17 protein-coding genes and 2 pseudogenes are annotated in these 21,873 nt (G+C 56.3%); 11 read left to right on the top strand and 8 right to left on the bottom strand.

Annotation, left to right across the window (positions count from 1 at the left end; genetic code table 11):
- The first annotated feature begins 253 nt into the window (after positions 1–253).
- Positions 254–1,060 carry a tRNA cyclic N6-threonylcarbamoyladenosine(37) synthase TcdA gene (gene tcdA / locus M495_RS19460; protein WP_020828384.1) on the top strand — a complete coding sequence of 269 codons (807 nt, stop codon included), beginning with the start codon at positions 254–256 and terminating at the stop codon, positions 1,058–1,060.
- Here the strand turns inward: tcdA and csdE are convergent.
- The gene (gene csdE, locus M495_RS19455; RefSeq protein ID WP_020828383.1) at positions 1,051–1,485 is read right to left on the bottom strand and encodes a cysteine desulfurase sulfur acceptor subunit CsdE; all 435 of its coding nucleotides are present in this window, start codon (positions 1,483–1,485) and stop codon (positions 1,051–1,053) included. The two genes, tcdA and csdE, sit on opposite strands and share 10 nt — an antisense overlap.
- A gap of 23 nt (positions 1,486–1,508) precedes the next feature.
- The gene (csdA, locus tag M495_RS19450) at positions 1,509–2,714 is read right to left on the bottom strand and encodes a cysteine desulfurase CsdA (protein WP_020828382.1); all 1,206 of its coding nucleotides are present in this window, start codon (positions 2,712–2,714) and stop codon (positions 1,509–1,511) included.
- A gap of 195 nt (positions 2,715–2,909) precedes the next feature.
- On the opposite strand from csdA, the gene M495_RS19445 reads away from it, so the two are divergent.
- From M495_RS19445 to rlmM, 4 genes are all read left to right on the top strand, one after another.
- Positions 2,910–3,134, top strand: coding sequence for a YgdI/YgdR family lipoprotein (locus M495_RS19445; RefSeq protein ID WP_004952250.1), 225 nt, complete (start codon positions 2,910–2,912; stop codon positions 3,132–3,134).
- Positions 3,135–3,517: 383 nt separating this feature from the next.
- Complete coding sequence (locus M495_RS19440; RefSeq protein ID WP_020828381.1) at positions 3,518–4,435, top strand: transcriptional regulator GcvA; 918 nt, start codon at positions 3,518–3,520, stop codon at positions 4,433–4,435.
- 52 nt (positions 4,436–4,487) lie between these two features.
- Positions 4,488–4,883, top strand: coding sequence for a DUF423 domain-containing protein (locus M495_RS19435; RefSeq protein ID WP_020828380.1), 396 nt, complete (start codon positions 4,488–4,490; stop codon positions 4,881–4,883).
- Positions 4,876–5,979 (top strand): 23S rRNA (cytidine(2498)-2'-O)-methyltransferase RlmM, encoded by a 1,104-nt coding sequence (gene rlmM, locus M495_RS19430; protein WP_020828379.1) that lies wholly within the window; start codon positions 4,876–4,878, stop codon positions 5,977–5,979. Before M495_RS19435 ends, rlmM begins: the two co-directional genes overlap by 8 nt.
- Before the next feature lie 30 nt (positions 5,980–6,009).
- Here rlmM and xni read toward each other — a convergent pair whose 3' ends face one another.
- The 3 genes and pseudogenes from xni to queF form a co-directional block, all read right to left on the bottom strand.
- On the bottom strand, positions 6,010–6,765 hold the full coding sequence (gene xni / locus M495_RS19425) for a flap endonuclease Xni (protein WP_020828378.1): 756 nt from the start codon (positions 6,763–6,765) through the stop codon (positions 6,010–6,012).
- Positions 6,766–6,935: 170 nt separating this feature from the next.
- Positions 6,936–8,300: a nucleotide 5'-monophosphate nucleosidase PpnN gene (gene ppnN / locus M495_RS19420; protein WP_004952240.1), complete on the bottom strand. Its 1,365-nt coding sequence runs from the start codon at positions 8,298–8,300 to the stop codon at positions 6,936–6,938.
- Positions 8,301–8,490: 190 nt separating this feature from the next.
- Positions 8,491–8,601: pseudogene (queF, locus tag M495_RS26060) on the bottom strand (NADPH-dependent 7-cyano-7-deazaguanine reductase QueF); the annotation flags it as partial.
- A 107-nt stretch (positions 8,602–8,708) separates the two neighbouring features.
- Between queF and syd the strand changes: the two are divergent.
- Positions 8,709–9,260 carry a SecY-interacting protein gene (gene syd / locus M495_RS19415; RefSeq protein WP_020828377.1) on the top strand — a complete coding sequence of 184 codons (552 nt, stop codon included), beginning with the start codon at positions 8,709–8,711 and terminating at the stop codon, positions 9,258–9,260.
- Between the two features lie 671 nt (positions 9,261–9,931).
- On the opposite strand, the pseudogene M495_RS25635 reads toward syd, so the two are convergent.
- Positions 9,932–10,078 (bottom strand): annotated as a pseudogene (locus tag M495_RS25635) (MFS transporter); the annotation flags it as partial.
- Positions 10,079–10,256: 178 nt separating this feature from the next.
- Here M495_RS25635 and M495_RS19410 point away from each other — a divergent pair.
- The 5 genes from M495_RS19410 (at position 10,257) to M495_RS19390 (ending at position 20,433) form a co-directional block, all read left to right on the top strand.
- Entirely contained in the window at positions 10,257–10,583 is a 327-nt protein-coding gene (locus M495_RS19410) for a YqcC family protein (RefSeq protein ID WP_041415648.1), read from the top strand.
- Positions 10,584–10,735: 152 nt separating this feature from the next.
- Positions 10,736–16,717, top strand: coding sequence for an alpha-2-macroglobulin (locus M495_RS19405; RefSeq protein ID WP_020828372.1), 5,982 nt, complete (start codon positions 10,736–10,738; stop codon positions 16,715–16,717).
- Positions 16,718–16,770: 53 nt separating this feature from the next.
- The gene (gene pbpC, locus M495_RS19400) at positions 16,771–19,119 is read left to right on the top strand and encodes a penicillin-binding protein 1C (RefSeq protein WP_020828371.1); all 2,349 of its coding nucleotides are present in this window, start codon (positions 16,771–16,773) and stop codon (positions 19,117–19,119) included.
- Between the two features lie 60 nt (positions 19,120–19,179).
- Positions 19,180–19,950 (top strand): tRNA pseudouridine(65) synthase TruC, encoded by a 771-nt coding sequence (gene truC / locus M495_RS19395; protein ID WP_020828370.1) that lies wholly within the window; start codon positions 19,180–19,182, stop codon positions 19,948–19,950.
- Between the two features lie 33 nt (positions 19,951–19,983).
- Positions 19,984–20,433, top strand: a complete 450-nt coding sequence (locus tag M495_RS19390) for a flavodoxin (RefSeq protein WP_020828369.1) — start codon at positions 19,984–19,986, stop codon at positions 20,431–20,433.
- A gap of 95 nt (positions 20,434–20,528) precedes the next feature.
- Here M495_RS19390 and M495_RS19385 read toward each other — a convergent pair whose 3' ends face one another.
- Both M495_RS19385 and dapD read right to left on the bottom strand, forming a co-directional pair.
- Complete coding sequence (locus M495_RS19385) at positions 20,529–20,918, bottom strand: DUF3461 family protein (protein WP_006318690.1); 390 nt, start codon at positions 20,916–20,918, stop codon at positions 20,529–20,531.
- A gap of 128 nt (positions 20,919–21,046) precedes the next feature.
- Positions 21,047–21,871, bottom strand: coding sequence for a 2,3,4,5-tetrahydropyridine-2,6-dicarboxylate N-succinyltransferase (gene dapD / locus M495_RS19380; RefSeq protein WP_020828368.1), 825 nt, complete (start codon positions 21,869–21,871; stop codon positions 21,047–21,049).
- Between the last annotated feature and the right edge of the window lie 2 nt (positions 21,872–21,873).

Here is a 21,873-nt window from a genome sequence, read left to right as displayed (position 1 = left end):
CTTGAAAGGTGACGGGTATACCGATATTGACTCGCAAGGGCCGGATCCTCCGGCCCTTGCGACTGCAGACAAACATATAATGTTTGTCTGCAGGCGCTAAAGATTTTGAAAATAATCAGGAAAATCAATTTATTGATTTTCGGCTGATAACACAAAGGGGGAAAAACCACGCTTTTATCCCCCTTTGTCAATAATCTTAAGGGCCGGATCCTCCGGCCCTTATCATTTGCAAAGTTAAGGTAATAAAAGCGTTATGAGCACAGCCTATTCTGAAGCCTATCTGCAGCGTTTTGGCGGCACGGCACGTTTATACGGTCAGCAGGCGTTGGCGCTGTTTGCCCAGGCGCACATTTGCGTGATTGGCATCGGCGGCGTGGGCTCCTGGGCGGCAGAAGCGCTGGCGCGTACCGGCATCGGCGCTATTACGCTGATTGATATGGACGATGTCTGCGTCACCAACACCAACCGTCAAATTCATGCGCTGCGCCAACATGTCGGGCAGTCAAAAACAGAAGTGATGGCGGAGCGTATCCTGGCGATCAACCCAGAGTGTCGGGTGACCTGCATTGACGATTTCATTACGGCGGACAACGTTGCCGAGCTGCTCGATAACAATTTCAGCTACGTCATTGACGCGATTGACAGCGTGCGGCCGAAGGCAGCACTGCTGGCTTATTGTCGACGCTACAAAATACCTGTGGTCACCACCGGCGGTGCCGGTGGACAGATAGACCCGACCCAGATTGCGGTGGTCGATCTGGCGAAAACCATACAGGATCCGCTGGCGGCCAAGCTGCGTGAGCGGCTGAAAAATGATTTCAACGTGGTGAAGAACAGCAAGGGCAAGCTGGGCATCGACTGCGTGTTTTCCAGCGAACCCCTGGTTTACCCGCAGCCGGATGGCAGCGTTTGCGCGTCGCGCAGCACCGCAGAAGGGCCAAAACGAATGGATTGCAGTGCGGGATTCGGTGCGGCAACCATGGTTACCGCGACCTTTGGCTTTGTCGCCGTTTCCCACGCGCTGAAAAAGATGGTAGCGAAAGCCGCGCGTCAGGCGTAGCGGGCGCCGATCGCTTTCACTGCGGCAGCCAGCGCTTCCAGTCCACTGGCTCGGGTGGCGCTGAGCTGGGCGCGTAGCGCCAACTGATCAAACAACCCCAAGGGGTCCATCGCCGCGATTTGTTGCGGCGTTTTTCCTTCCACCGCCGTCAGCAGCACCGCCAACAGGCCTCGTACGATGCGACCTTCGCTGTCGCCATAAAAATGCACCGTCCCGTCCGCCTGCAACTGATGCCCCAGCCAGACCCGGTTTTCACAGCCGCTCAATTCCATTTCCGCTGCACGTAATGCTTCCGGCAACGGGGGCAGCTGCTTTGCCAACATAATCAGTTGGCGATAGCGATCTTCCCACTGTTTCAGCGCGGTAAATTTTTCGATTAGCGCCTCGGCGGTGATTTCACGGCCAAAGGGATGAGGGGCAAGCATAGCGTCTCCGGTGTTCATTCAGTCTAGTCGGCCAGTAGATCGATGGCGTTGATCAGGGCTGCGACCAAAGCATCGACATCTTCCTGGGTGTTATAAGGTGCAAAGGAGGCGCGCAGCGTCCCACTGACCCCGAGCGCCGCCATCAGCGGTTGGGCGCAGTGCTGGCCGGCACGTACGGCGATGCCTTGTTCTGCCAGCAGGGTGACGATGTCGCTGTGGTGGATGCCGGCAATATCGAATGCCAGCAGGCTGGAGCCTGAGCAACGGAAGCTGCGAAAGCCAGGTAATCCCCCCAACCTTTGTTCGGCGTTATCGGCCAGGCCACGGCTGTAGCGTTCGGCAGCCAACATGTCCTGATTGGAAAGCCACTCCAGTGCGGCGGCTAACCCCAACACGCCGGCGATATTGGGCGTTCCAGCTTCAAAGCAGTGAGGAGGTTTTTGCGGCGTGAACCCCTCGAACGATGCCTGGGTCAGCATCTTGCCGCCGCCCTGCCACGGTGCCATTTGCGCCAATAACTTGCTCTTGCCGTACAGCGCCCCTATGCCGGTTGGGCCGTAGAGTTTGTGGCCGGAGAAAGCGTAGAAATCAATATCAAGCCGCTGAACATCGGCAGGGCAGTGCACTATGCCTTGCGCGCCGTCGATCATCACGCGTGCGCCGGCGCGGTGGGCCAAAGTGATGGCATACGCCAGATCCGGGCAGCCGCCGGTGACGTTGGACATTTGCCCCAGTGCCAGCAGACGGGTTTTGGCGTTGAGCAGGCCAGGCAACAATGTCAGGTCCGGCAGGCGATCTGCACCAAGGGGCAGTTTTACCACCCGAGCTCCGGTTTGCTCTGCCACCATCAACCAGGGGATCAGATTGGCGTGATGCTCGGCCTCGCTCACCAGAATTTCGTCACCCGGTTGCAGCAGTGGGCGAGCATAGCTCTGCGCTATCAGGTTGATGGCTTCGGTGGTGCCGCGGGTCCAGATAATATCATCGGCTGAAGGGGCGTTGATCAGAGTCGCGACCTGTTGGCGCGCCTGCTCGAAACGGGCGGTCAGGTCCTGTGCGGCCCTATGCTGGCTACGATGCACCGTTGCCGCATCGTCACGATAAAACTGCTGCGTAGCGGCGATGACCGCCAGAGGTTTTAATGCGGTGGCGGCGCTGTCGAGATAAATGCCCGCCTGCTGCAATGCAGGAAACTGATTACGGAAGTCGATGGGATTAAAAGGTGTCATACCCTGATTATCACTTGCTGGAGTCAATCACTGATCCTGTCTTATTTTACGGCTGGAGACAAGCTATCACGACCATTAGGACTTATCGCCTGGCAATCTTGGGAAAGTTTGTTATGCTAATAAGTACGCGCTAAATAATGGCGTTGAATAATAGAAAGGGTTTTTTACAGCATTTAAAACTACAAGGAGTCCACAATGAAGAAGACAGCCGCAGTTATCTCTGCTCTGATGCTTACGTTCACCCTGGCAGCATGCTCCAGCAATTACGTGATGCACACCAATGATGGGCGCACTATTGTCGCTGACGGCAAGCCAAAAGTGGACAATGACACCGGGATGATCAGCTATAAAGATGCCAACGGTGTTGAGCAGCAGATCAACCGCTCCGACGTGAAAGAAATGGTTGAAAGCAACCAGTAAACGTCAGGCAAAAAAAAGCACCGCAAAGCTTGCGGTGCTGCATAAAATCACTATGGACAGACAGGGTAAATGTACAGGAAGTGAAAAAACAGTAGCTTAGCTACCACGTCTGGATTGCCAGACAATTTGCAAACACAACATCACAACCACAAGCCAAAAGTTCATCGGCGTCCTCGACACCCACTCCCTTTTCGTTCCGGCCCGGGAAGTGCCGCCACTATAGGTATTTGCTGGCGCATGCTCAACGGACAATTTATAATGGCTCGGATTAAAAAAACTAATGGTAGCGCTTTGTTGTTCTGTGCCTTTTGCACCGCACACCACGCCGCCTGATTTTTTATGCCGAATCACTCGGAATATTGTTACACAAAAGTAGCTAATAAATGTCTAAACGCTTACCACCTCTTAATGCACTGCGGGTATTTGACGCGGCTGCCCGTCATCTGAGTTTTACCAAAGCGGCTGAAGAACTGTTTGTCACCCAGGCCGCGGTGAGCCACCAGATCAAGTCGCTGGAGGACTTCCTCGGCCTGAAGCTGTTTCGGCGCCGCAACCGCTCGCTGTTGCTGACGGAAGAAGGGCAAAGTTATTATCTGGATATCAAGGAGATCTTCTCCTCGATCAACGAAGCGACTCGCAAGCTGCAAGCGCGCAGCGCGAAGGGGGCATTAACCGTCAGTTTGCCTCCGAGTTTTGCCATTCAATGGCTGGTGCCGCGTTTGTCTGGCTTTAACTCAGCTTATCCGGGAATTGATGTGCGTATCCAGGCGGTGGATCGTGAAGAAGATAAGCTTGCCGACGATGTCGACGTGGCGATTTTCTATGGCCGTGGCAATTGGACCGGGTTGCGTGCCGAGCGTTTATACGCGGAATATCTGCTGCCGGTGTGCTCCCCTAGCTTGCTTACCGGGGAACATGCGTTAAAAGTGACGAGCGATCTGGCTTATCACACGCTACTGCATGATACTTCACGCCGCGATTGGCTGGCCTACACGCGCCAATTGGGGTTGCAGCACATTAATGTGCAGCAGGGGCCGATTTTCAGCCACAGTGCCATGGTGGTTCAGGCTGCGGTGCATGGGCAGGGGATTGCGCTGGTGAATAACGTGATGGCGCAGACCGAGATCGAAGCCGGGCGGTTGGTATGCCCGTTCAACGACGTTCTGGTCAGTAAAAATGCTTTTTATCTGGTATGTCATGACAGCCAGGCAGAACTGGGTAAAATAGCCGCCTTTCGTCAGTGGATCCTGGCGCGGGCAGCCAGCGAGCAAGAAAAGTTCCGCTTTCGCTACGAACAATAAGGCCGGTCGCCGTTTTTTCGCCGCCGGTTTTCTTCAATAAAGGTAAATAACGATGAGCAGTCGTTCAATGCTGATTTTTGCTGCTATCAGCGGTTTTGTATTTGTTGCTCTGGGCGCGTTTGGCGCACACGTATTAAGTGGCACGCTGGGCGCTAACGAGATGGCCTGGATCCGTACCGGGCTGGAATATCAGGGCTTTCATACCCTGACGATCCTGGCACTGGCAGTGGCGATGCAACGCCGTGTCAGCCTGTGGTTTTACTGGAGCGGGGCGTTATTGGCGCTCGGCACCGTACTGTTCAGCGGCAGCCTGTACTGTCTGGCGCTGTCGCACCTGAAGGTCTGGGTCTATATCACGCCGATTGGCGGCGTGTGTTTCCTGGCCGGTTGGGTATTGATGTTGATTGGCGCTTTGCGTCTGAGGAAAAAGGCCGAGCGCCATGAATAAGATTGCGTTGTATTGCCGCCAGGGTTTTGAAAAAGAGTGTGCGGCGGAAATTACCGCCAAGGCTGCCGAGCTGGAAGTGTTTGGCTTCGCCAGAGTGAAGGACAACAGCGGCTACGTGCTTTTTGAGTGCTATCAGCCGGACGACGCCGATCGCCTGGCGCGGGAAATTCCGTTCCGTGAATTGATTTTTGCCCGCCAGATGTTGGTGGTGGGCGAGCTGCTGCGTGATTTGCCGCCGGAAGATCGCGTATCACCGATTGTCGGCATGCTGATTGGCGTGGTGGATCGCGGTGGTGAGCTGCGAGTAGAAGTGCCGGACACCAACGAAAGCAAAGAGCTGATGAAGTTCTGCCGCAAACTGACGGTGCCGTTGCGCGCCGCGATGCGTGAGCAGAAAGTGTTGATGGCCCGTGAGAATGCAACCCGTCCGGTGGTGCACGTATTCTTTATCGCGCCGGGTTGCTGTTATGTCGGTTACTCCTTCAGCAACAACAACTCACCGTTCTATATGGGCATTCCGCGCCTTAAATTCCCTTCCGACGCGCCAAGCCGTTCTACGCTGAAGCTGGAAGAGGCATTCCACGTGTTTATCCCCGCCGATGAGTGGGACGAGCGTTTGGCCAGCGGCATGCATGCGGTCGATCTGGGGGCCTGTCCGGGCGGTTGGACCTACCAACTGGTGCAACGCAGCATGATGGTGCACGCGGTGGACAATGGCCCGATGGCGCCAAGCCTGATGGATACCGGACAGGTAACCCATCACCGCGCCGATGGGTTCAGATATGAACCTTCCAGCAGCAAGATTTACTGGCTGGTGTGTGACATGGTGGAAAAACCTGCGAAGGTGACCAGCTTGATGATCCAATGGCTGGTGAAAGGCTGGTGTCGCGAGGCGATCTTCAACCTGAAGTTGCCGATGAAAAAACGCTACGAAGAGGTTTCGCAGAACCTGCAGTCGATCAGGGAAGCGCTGGATGCGGCGGGCATCAGCTCGCAAATCCATGCCAAGCAGCTGTACCACGATCGTGAAGAAGTTACCGTGCACGTCCGCCGTATGTGGTCTGCCGTGGCTGGTCGTCGCGACGAGCGTGATTAATTGAGAGGGCGCTTTCTGCAGCGCCCTGGTTTATGCCGGTAACCGCAGTTGCTGCAGGTTACCGGTTAACGTCAGGTCGGTGCGCAAGGTGGCGACCTTTTTACTGATATAAGCCATGTCGCGGTGTTGTTGAAGTTTACCGCGCCATTTCTCCGGCACCTGCTCCAGGGCCTGGTAGAGCCCGTCCAGCGAACCTGCCTGCTGCAACAGCAACACCGCCGTTTTCGGTCCGATGCCGGCTACACCAGGGATCTTGCTGCTACTGATCCCCGCCAATCCCCAGTAATCCGCCAACTGCTGTGGTGATACCCCAAACTCCTGCTGCACAAACGGCATATCCAGCCAGCGCTTTTGAAAGTAATCGCGGATTTGCACGCTGGGTGCCAACAACTGACAGTAACCTTTGTCGGTGGACACAATAGTGACCTGATGGCCGCCGCCTGCGATTTTGGCCGTCAGCGTTGCCGCCAGATCGTCCGCTTCATTGCCTGGCGAGTGCCAACAGGCGACGCCGAGGGCCTCGAACGCCTGGCGAAGCTGCGGCATTTCCTGCTGCAGATTCTCCGGCATCGGCGAACGTCCGGCCTTATAGTCGGGCAGGATCTGATGACGCCAGCTTTCGCTGCGATCGTCCTCGTCGAATACCGCCACCGCGTGCGTTGGGCGGCTGTGCTGGATCAACTGTTGCACGGCGTGCTGGCAGGCGTTGACACAGGGAGACCCCTGCACGGCGTGAATGCGGCGGATGAGGTTGAGGGCGTCGACAATCAGTAGGTGTATAGGCATTAACTCGTCGTCTTTCAAGCTGCAACGTTGCTGACTTCACGTACTCCCCCCAAGTAAGCTCTGGGGATGAACACGCTTACCGCCTGGCTGCAACTTGAAATCCATATAGAGTAAAGGCGGAAAAGTCAGGTAAAAAGAAGGGCGGTTATTAGGCCGCCCCGGAGAGTTCATTAAGCGACTATTTCGTAGCAGGGCACATAGGCGCTGCCCGGCAACTTCATACGGTGTTGAGCAACGAAGCCCTGCAACAGGCTGTCCATCTGTTTCATCATCTGCGGTTCGCCGTGCAGCTTGTACGGGCCGAACTGCTCGATGGCATGAATGCCATTTTCCTTCACGTTGCCGGCGACGATGCCGGAAAACGCGCGGCGTAGCGCAGCGGCCAACTGTTCGGCCGGCTGATCCGGATACAGGTTGAGATTCGCCATATTTTCATGGCTCGGCTCGAATGGTAATTGCAGATCCGGCGCGATGCGAATAGACCAGTTGAAGCTGTAGGCATCGCCGGTATTGCGGCGGTTTTCTTTCACCAGCGGCATGGCTTTTTTCATCTGCCGCGCCACTTCTGCCGGATCGTCGATGATGATGGTGTAATGGCGGCGCGCTTCGTCCCCCAGCGTGTTCATGATGAACTCATCCAGCACGCGGAAATAGTCGGCGCTCTCTTTTGGCCCGGTGAGGATCAGCGGCAAGACCTGTTCGCTGTTTTCCGGGTTCATCAGAATACCCAGCAGATACAGCAGTTCTTCCGCCGTGCCAACGCCGCCCGGGAAGATGATGATGCCGTGGGCAATACGGACGAAGGCCTCCAGGCGTTTTTCGATGTCCGGCATGATAACCAGCTCATTGACCAGCGGGTTTGGCGGTTCTGCGGCAATGATTGAAGGTTCGGTCATGCCGATAAAACGGCTGTTGCGGTAGCGCTGCTGGGCGTGGCCCACGGCGGCGCCTTTCATCGGCGCTTCCATGGCGCCCGGTCCGCAGCCGGTACAGATATTCAGCTCGCGCAGGCCCAGCTGGCTGCCGACCTTGCGGGCATAAAGGTATTCATTTTCATTGATCGAATGGCCGCCCCAGCACACCACAAGGTTAGGATCCTCATCGAGGTGCAACGCACGGGCGTTGCGCAGGATAGAGAACACCAGGTTGGTAATGTGGGCCGAGTTTTCCAGATTCAGATGCTGGAAACGACCGGCGCTGTCGATCTGCCCGTGAACGAACAGAATATCGCGCAGCACGGCGAACAGGTTGGCCTGCAGCGAGCGGATAATTCGACCGTCGACAAAGGCGTCTTCCGGTGGGTTAACCAGTTCCAGTTTCACACCGCGCTCACGGCGCAGCACGTTGATATCAAAGGTTTCGTAGCGTGACAGCAGCTGTTTGCTGTTGTCGGTCTGGCTGCCGGAGTTCAAAACGGCCAGCGAACAGTTGCGGAACAAACGGTATAGATCACTGCTGGCGGTACGCTTCAGCATGTCTACTTCCAGCTGCGACAGCAAATCCATAGAGCCAAGCGGGCTGATGTGTGTAATCAAGGTAACTCCTTTGCACCCGGAACGGGGCAGTAGTAATCCATACGCAGCAGAACAGCATCTCGTTATTGTCAGGGCACGGCGGCAAAACCCGACCGGAATGCCCGGCGCACCTGATTTAACCTTACCGCCGTCCCCCGATTTTTACCAACACAAACCACTCGTTAGCTCAGTTGTTGAGCAATGTTTCGCACTATTGGCGTGTCGGACGACCTCGAGACGGGACAAAGTCCGTTTTGCTGCGCCAGGGATTGATGTCCTGCCCGCCGCGATGGGGGCAACGTGCGTAGATCGTCAGGCTTTGCCCAGCGTCAGTTCCGACAGGGAGGGGGCTTGGTCGGAGGACATCTGCTGTCACCTTGGTGAGAGATAGGTACAATGGTCGCCAGTTTACCGTATGCGAGAAAAAATATGGACCACGATGTACCGCACGCCCTGCGTGAATTTACCCAGCGTTATGTTGAGCTTTGGCAGCAGGAGCGCGGTCATGCGCCGGCAAGTCAGGAGCTGTACGGTGTGCCGTCGCCCTGCCTGGTCGAAAACCGCGATGACCAGGCGCTGTGGTTGCCGCAACCCTTCACCCCGGCCGCAACGCTGGAAAAGGTAGAGACTGCGCTTGAGCTTCGTCTGCAGCCGGACATCAATCTGTTTTATACCCAGCAGTATGCTGGCGATATGAGTGCGCAGTTCGGCGAACATCATTTGACCTTGCTGCAGGTATGGAGCGAAGACGATTTTATCCGCCTGCAGGAAAACCTGATCGGTCATCTGGTAACGCAAAAACGTTTGAAACTGTCCCCGACGCTGTTCCTGGCAACCACCGAATCAGAAATGACCCTGGTCTCTTTGTGCAACGTCAGTGGGAATGTGGTGCTGGAGCAATTTGGCAGCGATAAGCGCACCCTGCTGGCCACGTCGCTGGGCAATTTCCTCGATGCATTGCGCCCGCGGATAGAAGATTGATGCTAATTTGACCGCGTTGCGTGTGCGAGATCTCTCACAAGCGTTGTGAGAGATCGCTTTTAATTTTTGGCTCACTGCCGGTTAGAAGCATTTTATTGTTATCCAGATCAATTGGTTAGTTTTTCTTTAGGATAACTCTTAGCATTAATTTGTAGCACGCCTGCCAGTAAGCCCTTGTGAACCCGGGATAATTAAGCGATCTTATGTTCACCGGAAGGGATACGGTGGAGCTGGAAAGCATCAGGATGATGCAGCTTCAGGATGAAGAAGTGGATGCGCTCAGTGAAGAGCGAAGGACGGCGTCAGGAGATGCCAGGATGTTTCAGGACTGAAACCAGGGACACCTCCAGGATGGAGATTGAGAGCCAGCAAAGGATGGTTGGCGGGTCATGAAGACTAAGGAACCGCATCAGGACGATGCTATGGGACAACGCCAGGAAGGTTTGGTCAGGATGACCGCAGGAAAAGTTTTCAAGGATTGAGCAGGGAGCACACTGTGTAGCGGGATAGCTATAAAACGAACCGAGGGCACTGTTAGCGCAGTGCCCTCAACTTTTACGACTTCCTGTTTAAGCATCCATCATGTTTAACCCTGCTCAAACTTAATCCGTCTCAAATTCATCTCAGTTGTTAACCAATCGTCCCCAGTGTATCGCTATCAATCCTGTTTAAGAACTCAATCCCATTTCGATACTGATGGCCGGCAGCATAAAGCCGAGGATCAGCAAGTCAAAGCCGTCCATGGCGTAGCCGGTGACCGAAGCCAGCATGGCTTTGCCGGGCGTGGCGTGGTTTTTTGTCGTTGTGATCGCAGGCATGTGTCTAATCTGTTTGGTTTAGTTGGTGGGCCTATTGTGCCGTGGGGCGCTGGACGCCACCAGATAAAAACGGCCGTGCTAGTCAAGTCAGCCGAATTTGGACTATAAAAATGCTATGCTTTGCCGCTTTTCAGCCATACGGCTGAATCTTCATCATGAAAATAGATCGGGAATGCAGATGAGTATAAATAATCAGGTTCGCCACAGTTTGCAGGCGATTGAGCAGTCAATGCGCGATTTGGCTCTATGGCAGGCCGCGCCGCCTGAGCCTGAGGCTTTCTCCAGCTCCGAACCTTTCTGCGTAGACAGCATGTCGGCCGAAGCCTGGCTGCAATGGGTGTTTCTGCCGCGTATGTACGCGCTGCTGGATGCGGATGCGCCGTTGCCGACGCGTTTCGCCATCACGCCTTATTTTGAAGAGGCGCTGAAAGATAATGAACCCAACTGCATGCCGCTGCTGGTTGTGCTGCAGAAATTGGATAACATGCTGAATAAAGAGTCGTAATTATATTCCGACGTGGCCGCTGATTTTCGCCAGGCGGTAGATGGGTGTATTAGCGCAGACGCCAGGACAAAGCATTTGGCGGCGTCTTTCGAACCCGACAAACCTTGGCCGTTTATCCGGGGATCTGCAAAGGATTATAAGGTGCTGCAATAATGGATTTATTAAAGTTTATCCTTCGTCTGCCTTTTACGTTAATCAAGGGCGCATTTCGCCTGCTGGCACTGAGCCTGGCGTTACTGGGCCGGTTATTCAGGCCGCTGATCGGTAATCTTGCCTGGAGTGCGCCTGCCTGGTGGACTGCGCTGTCCGCCGGTGTGAAACGGGCGTTTTTGCGGCTGGAAAGCGGCGTAAACAAATACCCGAAAGCCATCAGTCTGGCGTTGCTGGTTTTGTTGTGTATCGCCGGTGGCGCTGTCTACGGCTGGCACTGGTGGCTGAACCGACCGCAACCGATCGAACCGGCACCCATGGTGTATCAACAAACCGACGTGCAGGCCGCTGGCCCTGAAGCGATAAACTACGCGGTTCAGAAGCCGACACCGCAGAAGCTAAGCCTGACGTTCAGTCACTCGGCGGCGCCTTTGACCGACGTTGGTAAAGCGGTGACCAAAGGCGTGACGCTTAAGCCGCAGGCCGAGGGCCAGTGGATCTGGAACGACGCCTCAACCCTGGTCTTTACGCCGAAAAAACCGCTGCCGATGGGCACGCAATACCAGGTTAATCTCGATCCTGCCACGTTGCTGGCGCCGCAGATCAAGCTCGCCAATACCCGTTACACCTTTAACGTGCCCGCTTTTAATTACCAACTGGGGCAGGCCGAGTATTACCAGGACCCGCAGGATCCGAAGAAGCGCAGCGCTATCTTTAATCTGAAGTTCAATGCGCCGTTGGACGTCACCAGCTTTGAAAAACAGGTCTCGCTGGGATTGAAGGAAGGCAACGCCAAGTCGGAGAAAAAGCTTAACTTCTCGCTGGTCTACGATGAGAAAAAACTCAACGCCTGGATCCACTCAGAGCCGCTGCAGGCGCTGGATCAGGGCGGTGTGGTGCACCTGACCGTCGGCAAGGGCATCAAAGCGACGGTGCCCGCCAACGCCATCGACGAGGTGAAAAGCAACCGGGTCACGGTGCCGACGCTGTACAGCCTGGCGCTGAGCGATGCCAGCGCCCAGGTGGTCGACGCCGAGGGTGCCAAGGGGCAGCGGGCCCTTATCGTCGCTTTCAGCGACGCCGTCAAGGATAAAGAGCTGGTGCGCGCGACCAAGGCCTGGTTGCTGCCACAGCACGATCCCAGCGATGCTGAAGCCGCTAAAGACCCGAATGATTTTTATCAGTGGGATACCGACAGCGTCGCCAAGAATGTGCTGGCGCAGTCAATGCCGCTGACTCTGACGCTCAACGAAGCTGAAGAGAGCTACCAGCCGCAGTTCAGCTTCAAATTCGATGCCCCGGCACATCGCTTCATGCTGCTTGAGATCGACAATCAGCTGGTCTCCAACGGCGGTTACAAAATGCCGAAAAAGGCCTACCGGGTGATTGAGGTGCCGGAGTTCCCGAAATCCCTGCAGTTCATGTCGCAAGGGTCTCTCCTGTCGGTCAACGGCGATAAGCAGATCAGCGTTGCCGCGCGCAACGTGGCGGGCTTGCGCCTGGATATCAAACGGGTGATCCCAAGCCAACTGCAGCACATCGTTTCTTTCAAAAGCCGGGAATACTCTTCCGCCGAGTTTAACCGGCTGGATGACGAATATTTTACCGAGCATTTTAAATACCAGACCGCGCTCAACAATGACCAGCCGGGCGTGGTGAATTATCAGGGCATCGATCTTTCCCGCTACTTGTCCACCAATCCTGATTCTCACCGCGGCGTGTTTTTGCTGACGCTGTCCGAATGGCAGCCAAACAGGAAACCGGCGGAGGAAGAGGCTGGAGCGGATGAGTCTGAGGAAGAAAGCGACGATCAAGCTGAGGTCGGCGATTCACGTTTTGTGGTAGTGACCGATCTGGGCATCGTCGCCAAAAGCTCCCAGGACAAAACGCGCGATGTATTTGTCCAATCGATTCACAGCGGCGCACCGGTCGGCAGCGCGAAAGTGTCGGTGATCGCGAAAAACGGCGTAACCTTGCTCAGTCAAATCACCGATACCAACGGCCACGTGCGCTTCCCGGCGCTTGATGTTTACACCAATGAACGCCAGCCGGTGATGTTCCTGGTGGAAAAGGAGGGCGATGTTTCCTTCTTGCCGACCGGCAGCTATAACGATCGCGGGTTGGATTTCTCGCGCTTCGACATTGCCGGTGAGCAGACCCCGACCGATCCGCGTGCGCTCAGTAGCTATCTGTTCTCCGATCGGGGCGTTTACCGGCCGGGCGATACCTTTAATGTTGGCCTGATCACCCGTGCTGCTGATTGGAGCGTGGGGCTGGCCGGCGTGCCGGTGCGTGCTGAAATCCGCGATCCGCGCGATAAGCTGATGACCACGGTGCCGCTGACGTTGGGCGCCAGCGGGTTAAACGAGCTGAGCTACACCACCGATGAGAATTCACCTACCGGCGAGTGGAACGTCTATCTGTATCTGGTGGGGAAAAATCACGACACCTCAACGCTGCTTGGTCATACCTCCGTCAATGTGAAAGAGTTTGAGCCGGATCAACTGAAGGTGAAGCTGGAGCTGACGCCAAACCGGCAACAGGGCTGGGTGAAACCCTCTGAATTGCAGGCCAATATTGACGTGCAGAACCTGTTTGGCACGCCGGCGCAAGATCGTCGTGTCACTTCCAGGTTGACGCTGCGCCCCATGTATCCGAGCTTTGATCGCTTCCCGGACTACGCCTTCTACGAAAACCGGCAAAACAGCGACGGCTTCGAAACCGAGTTGGAAGAGCGCACTACCGACGAGCAGGGCGCGGCTAACATCCCGCTGGATCTCAAAGGCTATGCCGACGCCACTTATCAGTTGCAGCTGTTGTCGGAAGCCTTCGTCGCCGGCGGTGGGCGTTCGGTGGCGGCTACCGCCAGAGCTCTGGTATCGCCTTATGATTATCTGGTTGGCGTGAAGGCGGATGGGGATCTTGGCTATATCAACCGCGATGCGCTGCGCCAGCTGAATGTGATCGCCGTAGATCCGTCGCTCAAACAGATTGCCCTGGCGGATCTGAAGCTGGTGCTGATCGAGCAGAAATACATTTCCGTGCTGACCAAGCAGGATTCCGGCGTTTACAAATATCAATCGAAAATGAAGGAAGTGACGCTGTCGGAGCAGCCGTTGGCACTGAGTGAACAGGGGAATGATCTGCGGCTGGCGACCGACAAGCCGGGGGATTTTGTGCTGGTGATTGAAGACGCGCAGGGCAAGGTGCTTAACCGCGTTGCCTACAGCGTGGCCGGGAATGCCAACCTTAGTCGTTCGCTGGATCGCAATGCGGAACTGAAATTGAAGCTGAACCAGGCGGAATATCAACCCGGCGAAGAAATAGAGGTGTCGATCAACGCGCCTTACACCGGCAGCGGTCTGATCACCATCGAGAAAGATCGGGTTTACGCGTGGCAGTGGTTCCATAGCGATACCACTAGTTCGGTACAAAAAATCCGCCTGCCGGCCGGCATGGAGGGCAACGGCTATATCAACGTGCAATTTGTGCGCGACGTCAACTCCAGCGAAATCTTTATGAGCCCGCTCAGTTACGGCGTTATGCCATTCAAAATCAGCACCCGCGCACGGCAGAATGGGCTGGAAGTGACAGCACCAACGGTGATTAAGCCAGGCGAAGATCTGACCATGACGGTGAAAACCGATGGCCCGCAGCAGGTGGCGCTGTTCGCCGTCGATGAAGGGATCCTGCAGGTCGCTCGCTACCGCTTAAAAGATCCGCTGGAGTTCTTCTTCAGCAAGCGTGAACTGAGCGTCACCAGTTCGCAAATTCTTGACCTGATCCTGCCGGAGTTCAGCAAGCTGATGGCGCTGACGGCGGCACCGGGCGGCGATGCGGGGGAAGGTTTGGATCTCAACCTGAACCCGTTCAAACGCAAGCGTGATAAGCCGGTCGCTTACTGGTCAGGCATCACCGAGGTGAACGGCGAGAAGGCGTTCGTCTATCCGGTACCGGATTACTTCAACGGTAAAATCCGGGTCATGGCTATCTCAGTCACGCCGGACAAGATCGGCAAGGCGCAAACCGCCGCGACGGTGCGGGACAACTTCATCATGACGCCAAACGTACCGGCGATGGTGGCACCGGGCGATGAGTTTGACGTCAGCGTGGGCGTCAGTAACAACCTCGAAGGATTGAACGGTCAACCGGTGGCGGTAAGCGTGCACTTGACGCCGCCTCCTCAGTTGGATGTGGTGGGCAACGCCGTGCAAGGCCTGTCACTGGCGGAAAAACGCGAGGGTGTGGTTAACTTCCGCCTGCGTGCCAAATCTGCGTTGGGGGATGCGCCTTTGGTGTTTGACGCCAGCTATGGCGACAAGAGCAGCCGCCGCACGGTCAGCACCTCGGTGCGGCCGGCTATGCCGTATCGCACCCAAACGGTGATGGGGCGGATGAGCGGCGGCAGCCAAAACGTCGAAGGCCTGCGTCAGATGTTTGACGCCTATGCGCAGCGTCAGGCGGCGGTTTCCCATTCACCGCTGGTGCTGACCAACGGGCTGGCTCAATACCTGGCAGACTACCCTTACTACTGTTCCGAGCAGATCGTCAGCCGCTCCATTCCGCTGATCCTGCAGAGCCGTCATCCGGAAATGGCGGGGGGCCTGAGCCAGTCCGAGGTTAGCAAACAGCTACGCAACTTGCTCGGCGTGTTGCGTTCTCGTCAGAATGACAGCGGGGCCATTGGTGCCTGGCGGTCATCGCCGGATGCCGATCCTTTCGTTACGCCGTATGTGGTCCAGTATCTGCTGGAGGCGAAACAAGCCGGGTATGCGCTGCCGGAGGGGATGCTTGAGGAGGCCAACGGCGCACTGCGCGAACTGGCGGCCAGCGGCTTTGACGACCTGTATCGGCTGCGTTTGCGCAGCTGGGCTATCTATCTGCTGACGCGGCAAGGCGAGGTGACCACCAATGCGCTGGCAATGGTGCAGGATACGCTGCAAAAACGCTATCCGGACAGTTGGAAAACCGATCTGAGCGCGCTGTATCTGGCATCGTCTTATCAATTGCTGAAGATGGATGACGAGGCAGCCGCACTATTGCAGCCAAACTGGCAGCAGTTGAGCAAAGCCTATGACAGCGCCTGGTGGACGCAGAATTACTTTGATCCGCTGGTGCAGGATGCGACGCGGCTGTATTTGATTACCCGCCATTTCCCAGAAAAGGTGGCATCGATTCCGCCGCAGGTGTTGGAGAACATGGTGAAGGCGCTGAAAGAAGAGCGCTACACCACCTACTCTTCCGCGATGAGCATACTGGCGCTGGAGAGCTATTCGGCCCAGGTGGCGCAGTCTGCCAACGCGGGTTCGCTGGACATTGCGCAGATTGGTAAAGGCGGCAATGCAGCACCACAGCGGATAGCCGAGCTGCAGGGGCTGTTTGCCAAAGGGCAGTTTACCGCTGATGCCGCCGCTGTCCGCTTTACCAACAGCGGTGATGCGCCGGCCTGGTACTCGGTGACGCAGGCCGGTTATGACCTTGCTGCGCCACAGAAAGCCCTGGCACGCGGGCTGGAAATCACCCGCGATTACACCGATGAGCAGGGTAAGCCGATCACGCAGGTAACGCTGGGTCAGAAGGTCAATGTACATCTGAAAATCCGTGCTAACGCTAAAGAGGGGCTGAGCAATCTGGCGATCGTCGATCTGTTGCCGGGCGGGTTCGAAGTGGTGCAGCAAACGCCGCCGGAACCTGCCGCTGACGAGGACAGCGAAGCGGAAGCGCCAAGCAGCGGTTGGCAGTCACCGCTGGCGGCTTCAGGATCCAGCTGGGCGCCGGATTACAGCGACATTCGTGAAGATCGGGTGATCATTTACGGCAGTGCCAGCACCGACGTACAGGAGTTCGTTTACCAGATCAAAGCGACCAATACCGGCAGCTTTATTATCCCACCGGCCTATGGCGAAGCCATGTATGACCGTGAAGTGCAGGCCATGTCGGTCAGCAACGGCAAATTGGTGGTGGTGCCTGCGGAAAATAAATAAGCCGTGACTGGCGTCGGGCGGATATTCGCCCGACGCCAGCGCGTTGAGATCCGATGAAAATCCTGAAAACACCCTGGCTGCAGAATAGCCTGATGGCGGTCTTTCTGCTCGCGCTGGTGCTTGGTGCCATTCGGTTATGGCCGCACCCGCCGTTGGCGCAAGAATTACCGCTGTCCTCCACCTACTATGATCGCCAAGGTACGCTGATGCGCATCACGCTGGCCAACGACGATCGTTACCGGCTATGGACTCCGCTGGAGGATATTTCACCTTTGGCGGTGCGTGGTCTGCTGCTGCATGAGGATCGGTGGTTTTACTACAACCCCGGTTTTAACCCCGTTAGCCTGGCGCGCGGCTTCTGGCGCAGCTATGTTTCCGGTGGCAGGATGCAGGGCGGTTCGACCATCAGCATGCAACTGGCGCGCATGCGCTGGCATCTCAACACCCGTACGCCGGGTGGCAAACTGCTGCAAGTGGCGCGTGCGATACAGCTAGAACTGAGCTACTCCAAACACGATATTTTGGAAGCCTACCTGAACTACGCTCCTTACGGTCGCAATATCGAAAGCATCGGTGCCGCCAGCCTGATCTACTTCGCCAAGCCACCGCGAGACCTGACCCTGCCGGAAGCGTTAACCCTGGCCGTATTGCCGCAGTCACCCAGTTACCGTCTGGAACCTAAAACGGGCGTGCTGGGTGTTGCCCTGACGCAGGCGCGCGACCGCTTGTTCCAGCGCTGGCAGCAAGTCTACGCGACCGACAGCAGTCAACAGGCCCTGTTTCGGCTCCCGCTAGCGCTGCGTCAACCCGAGCAGATGCCCTATATTGCACCGCACTTTATCGAGCAACTTCGTCAGCAGACTCAGCAGTTGGTGCAGCGTAATAGCCGCGTCGACACCACGCTGGACGTGGGGCTGCAACGTTTGGTCGAACGACAGGTAAATGCCTTTATCGCCCGTAATCAGAGCCGTGGGATCCACAATGCTGCAGTGCTGCTGGTGGACAGCCGCGATATGGGGGTCAGGGCGCTGGTGGGGTCAGCAGACTATTACAACCGCCAGATCCAAGGGCAGGTGAACGGGACCCATGCCAAGCGTTCGCCCGGTTCGACCCTGAAGCCCTTTATCTATGCCCTGGGCATGGAGCAAGGCGTGCTGCATCCGATGACCATCCTGAAAGATGTACCTTCCTCATTTGGTGCCTACGCGCCGGAGAATTTTGACCGGCGTTTTCTTGGGCCGGTAACCGCCACCGATGCGCTGAATTTTAGCCGCAATATTCCCGCTGTGTACGTGGCGTCGCAACTGCGGCAGCCGACGTTCTATCAGTTCCTGCGCCTGACCGGCGTTGAGAATATGGCCAGCGAGAATCACTATGGCTTGTCGCTGGTATTGGGGGGCGGTGAGGTTACCGCTCAGGAACTGGCGAAGCTCTATGCTCTGTTGGCTAATCGCGGCGCATTGCGTCCGTTACGCATGCTGAGTAGCGATGCGGAGACGCCGGCGGTGCGCTTGCTTAGCGAAGAGGCCAGTTTTATTACGCTGGATATGCTGCGGCAACACCGACGGCCGGGAGATACCTTGGCGCAGCGTTCATCGTCGCTGCCGGTCTATTGGAAAACGGGGACCTCATGGGGGTTTCGCGATGCCTGGAGCGTAGGGATTTTCGGGCCCTATGTTCTGGTGGTGTGGGAGGGGAACTTCGACAGTCGCGGCAATAATGCCCTGGTGGGCGCCGATGCAGCGGCTCCGTTATTCTTCAATATTATCGACAGTGTGCATGCCAGCTATCCCACGCTGCGGGAGCCCCGACAGCCATTTCCGAAGCGGCTGCGGCGGGTGGATATTTGTCTGGCCAGCGGCGATTTACCCACCCCCTGGTGCCAGCAAAAGGGCAAAACCTGGTTTATTCCCGGCAAGTCACCGATCAAGGTCGACAGCGTTTATCGGCCGGTGGTGCTGGATATTCACAGCGGTGAGGTGGCCTGTCCGCCCTATGACCAGGCGCAAACCCGCACTGAAGTGTTTGAGTTCTGGCCTTCCGATCTGGCCAACGTGTTCGCTCAGGCCGGGTTGCCTAAGCGTTCGCCGCCGATAAATCGCTGTAAGGACAACGGCATTGCCGTCGGGGGTAATGCGCCGCGCATCACCTCGCCGCTTAAGAACACCACCTATACCCTGCGGCAATCGCAGCAGGGACGCGATAAAATTGCCTTCAACGCAGTGACCGATGCCGACAGCAAAACGGTGTACTGGTTTGTTGACGATATCTATCTCGGTAGCAGCGCCAGCAAAAAGGCCATCGACTGGCGGCCGATCAACAATGGGCAGTACCGCATTCGGGCGGTGGACGATCGCGGCCGGGCCGATAGTCGTCTGGTGACCATCGAATGGGTTAACTAGCCCTGACGCACTGCTGTATACTCGCGCCGGAATCTGGGCTTTTACGTAGGAAAAGAGATTGTGATTGAGGTTTTGTATCAGGATGAGCACCTGGTGGCGGTGAACAAGCCGTCCGGTTGGCTGGTGCACCGCAGCTGGCTGGATCGCCATGAAACCCGGTTTGTGATGCAGACCGTTCGCGATCAGATTGGCCAGCACGTGTTTACCGTGCATCGCCTTGATCGTCCTACATCCGGCGTGTTGCTGATGGCGCTGTCCAGCGAGGTGGCGCGGCTGTTGTCGCAGCAGCTTGAACAGCATCAGATGCAGAAAACCTACCATGCGGTGGTCCGCGGTTACGTGCTGGAAGGCGATACCCTCGATTACCCGTTGACGGAAGAGCTGGACAAAATTGCCGACAAGTTTGCCTCGGCGGACAAAGGTCCGCAGCCAGCAGTCACCCATTATCGGCCGCTGGCGCAGGCAGAGATGCCGGTGGCGATTGGCCGTTACGACAGCGCGCGCTACAGCCTGGTTGAACTGAAACCGGAGCATGGCCGCAAGCACCAGTTGCGGCGCCATATGGTGCATATCCGCCATCCCATCATCGGTGACAGCAAGCACGGCGATCTGCGTCAGAACCGCGGCATGGCGGAGCATTTCGGCTGTTCACGCCTGATGCTTCACGCCAGTCACCTGCAGCTGAATCACCCGGTGACCGGTGAGCCGCTGCAGATTTCCGCTCGCTGGGACGAGTCCTGGCAGGGCGTTATGTCACAGTTTGGCTGGGCGGAGAGTATCCCTGAGCTTGCCAGGGTTGAGTTTCCTTCAGCTAGCGGTCAGGATAACTGATCATTTCTAAAGGTATTTAAGGGAGTAGGAGCAATGGCTCAGGTTGGAATCTTCGTGGGAACGGTTTACGGCAACTCACTGCTGGTGGCGGAAGAAGCGGAAAATATCCTCAGCGAACAGGGGCATGAGGTCAAACTGTTCGAGGAGGGCACGCTTGAAGCCTGGCAGTTTTACCGTCAGCATTACGCGTTGGTAATTACCTCCACCACCGGTCAGGGCGATTTGCCGGACAGCATTGCACCGCTGTTCCATGCTATTCGCGATCGGGTCGGCTACCAGCCTGAGCTGCGTTACGGACTGATCGCGTTGGGTGACAGCAGCTACGATAACTTCTGCGGTGCAGGGCGCGCATTTGATGCATTGCTGCAGGAGCAAGGAGCAACTCGCGTAGGTGAGGTGTTGGAAATCGATGCGATGGAACAGCCGGAGCCGGAAGTGGTTTCCTGCCCGTGGGTCGAGCAGTGGGCCACATTGCTGAAATAGAATTACCCGTTGCCTTTCAAGTTGCAGCGTTGTTAGCTGCAACTTGAAATTCATAGGGTAAAAATGAAGTCCAGTAGATCCAGTTCGCTGAACCCTTACTTACCGCGGGTCAGTTTTTCCAGATCGGATTCGATCTCGGCAATCTTGTGGGAAACCACACCTTCCAGATGACGCAGGTCATCAAGAATTTTGCGTTTCAGATCCACTTCAACCTGGTCCCGCTGGCACAGCTGATCCAGCTCATCAATCACGTAACGCAGGTTCGGGTTAATTTCGTGGATTTCTTTGTAACCCTGACCGGCATTGTCCGCGACCACGGTCTTGCGTTGGCGCGGGTATTTGAACTTCACGCTTTTGGCAAAGAACTCGCCTTTATCCTTGCGGAAATAAATCTTAAGAATGTCGTTATTGGCCTCCTGACGCAGGCTATAGCGATCGACATCTTCCGGTTGATTGATTCCTAAGCTTTTCAGGTTGTCATACATAATAGCGCCACCTTATAAATAGACTTTATTCCACGGTCTGGGATTATGGCGAATAACCACGCCAGAGACTGTGACTGCTCACGTAATGAAGACAAAAAAATAGCGGGTGATTCACCCGCTATCTTAATTTAGTCGATGGTGCGCAATAACTCATTAATGCCGACTTTACCGCGCGTCTTGGCATCGACTTTTTTGACGATCACTGCGCAGTACAGGCTGTAAGAGCCATCTTTGGACGGCAGGTTACCGGAAACCACCACCGAGCCGGCAGGCACGCGGCCGTAGTGCACTTCGCCGGTTTCGCGGTCGTAAATGCGGGTGCTTTGGCCCAGGTATACGCCCATGGAAATTACGGAACCTTCTTCTACGATCACGCCTTCAACCACTTCTGAACGCGCACCGATGAAGCAGTTGTCTTCAATGATGGTCGGGTTGGCCTGCAGAGGCTCCAGTACGCCACCGATGCCGACGCCGCCGGACAGGTGAACGTTCTTGCCGATTTGCGCGCAAGAGCCGACGGTAGCCCAGGTATCCACCATGCTGCCTTCGTCAACGTAAGCGCCGATGTTCACGTAGGATGGCATCAGAACCGTGTTGCGGGCGATGAATGCGCCCTGGCGAACGGTCGCCGGTGGCACTACGCGGAAGCCTTCTTTCTGGAAGCGCGCTTCGTCGTAGTCGGCGAATTTCATTGGCACTTTGTCGTAATAACGGGTTTCTGCACCGTCCATCACTTTGTTGTCATTGATGCGGAAAGAAAGCAGCACGGCCTTTTTCAGCCACTGATGCGTTACCCACTGACCGTCAATCTTCTCGGCAACGCGCAGGGCGCCGCTGTCCAGCAGGCCGATCACCTGGTTTACCGCTTCGCGCGTTACGGTGTCTACGTTCGCCGGGGTGATTTCCGCGCGGCGCTCGAAGGCGTTTTCAATAACGTTTTGTAATTGCTGCATGC

Source organism: Serratia liquefaciens ATCC 27592 (assembly GCF_000422085.1).
Lineage (GTDB): Bacteria > Pseudomonadota > Gammaproteobacteria > Enterobacterales > Enterobacteriaceae > Serratia > Serratia liquefaciens.
Note: the sequence above shows the minus strand (reverse complement) of the source record. Positions and strands in the feature narration are given on the sequence as shown.

Bases quoted from the DNA above. Each gene is read 5' to 3' on its own strand.
- rlmM (WP_020828379.1), top strand. From the start codon at position 4,876: ATGAATAAGATTGCGTTGTATTGCCGCCAGGGTTTTGAAAAAGAGTGT.
- M495_RS19445 (WP_004952250.1), top strand. From the start codon at position 2,910: ATGAAGAAGACAGCCGCAGTTATCTCTGCTCTGATGCTTACGTTCACC.
- pbpC (WP_020828371.1), top strand. From the start codon at position 16,771: ATGAAAATCCTGAAAACACCCTGGCTGCAGAATAGCCTGATGGCGGTC.
- M495_RS19440 (WP_020828381.1), top strand. From the start codon at position 3,518: ATGTCTAAACGCTTACCACCTCTTAATGCACTGCGGGTATTTGACGCG.
- M495_RS19435 (WP_020828380.1), top strand. From the start codon at position 4,488: ATGAGCAGTCGTTCAATGCTGATTTTTGCTGCTATCAGCGGTTTTGTA.
- xni (WP_020828378.1), bottom strand. From the start codon at position 6,765: ATGCCTATACACCTACTGATTGTCGACGCCCTCAACCTCATCCGCCGC.
- M495_RS19385 (WP_006318690.1), bottom strand. From the start codon at position 20,918: ATGTATGACAACCTGAAAAGCTTAGGAATCAATCAACCGGAAGATGTC.
- M495_RS19410 (WP_041415648.1), top strand. From the start codon at position 10,257: ATGAGTATAAATAATCAGGTTCGCCACAGTTTGCAGGCGATTGAGCAG.
- tcdA (WP_020828384.1), top strand. From the start codon at position 254: ATGAGCACAGCCTATTCTGAAGCCTATCTGCAGCGTTTTGGCGGCACG.
- csdE (WP_020828383.1), bottom strand. From the start codon at position 1,485: ATGCTTGCCCCTCATCCCTTTGGCCGTGAAATCACCGCCGAGGCGCTA.
- csdA (WP_020828382.1), bottom strand. From the start codon at position 2,714: ATGACACCTTTTAATCCCATCGACTTCCGTAATCAGTTTCCTGCATTG.
- dapD (WP_020828368.1), bottom strand. From the start codon at position 21,871: ATGCAGCAATTACAAAACGTTATTGAAAACGCCTTCGAGCGCCGCGCG.
- M495_RS19390 (WP_020828369.1), top strand. From the start codon at position 19,984: ATGGCTCAGGTTGGAATCTTCGTGGGAACGGTTTACGGCAACTCACTG.
- M495_RS19405 (WP_020828372.1), top strand. From the start codon at position 10,736: ATGGATTTATTAAAGTTTATCCTTCGTCTGCCTTTTACGTTAATCAAG.
- syd (WP_020828377.1), top strand. From the start codon at position 8,709: ATGGACCACGATGTACCGCACGCCCTGCGTGAATTTACCCAGCGTTAT.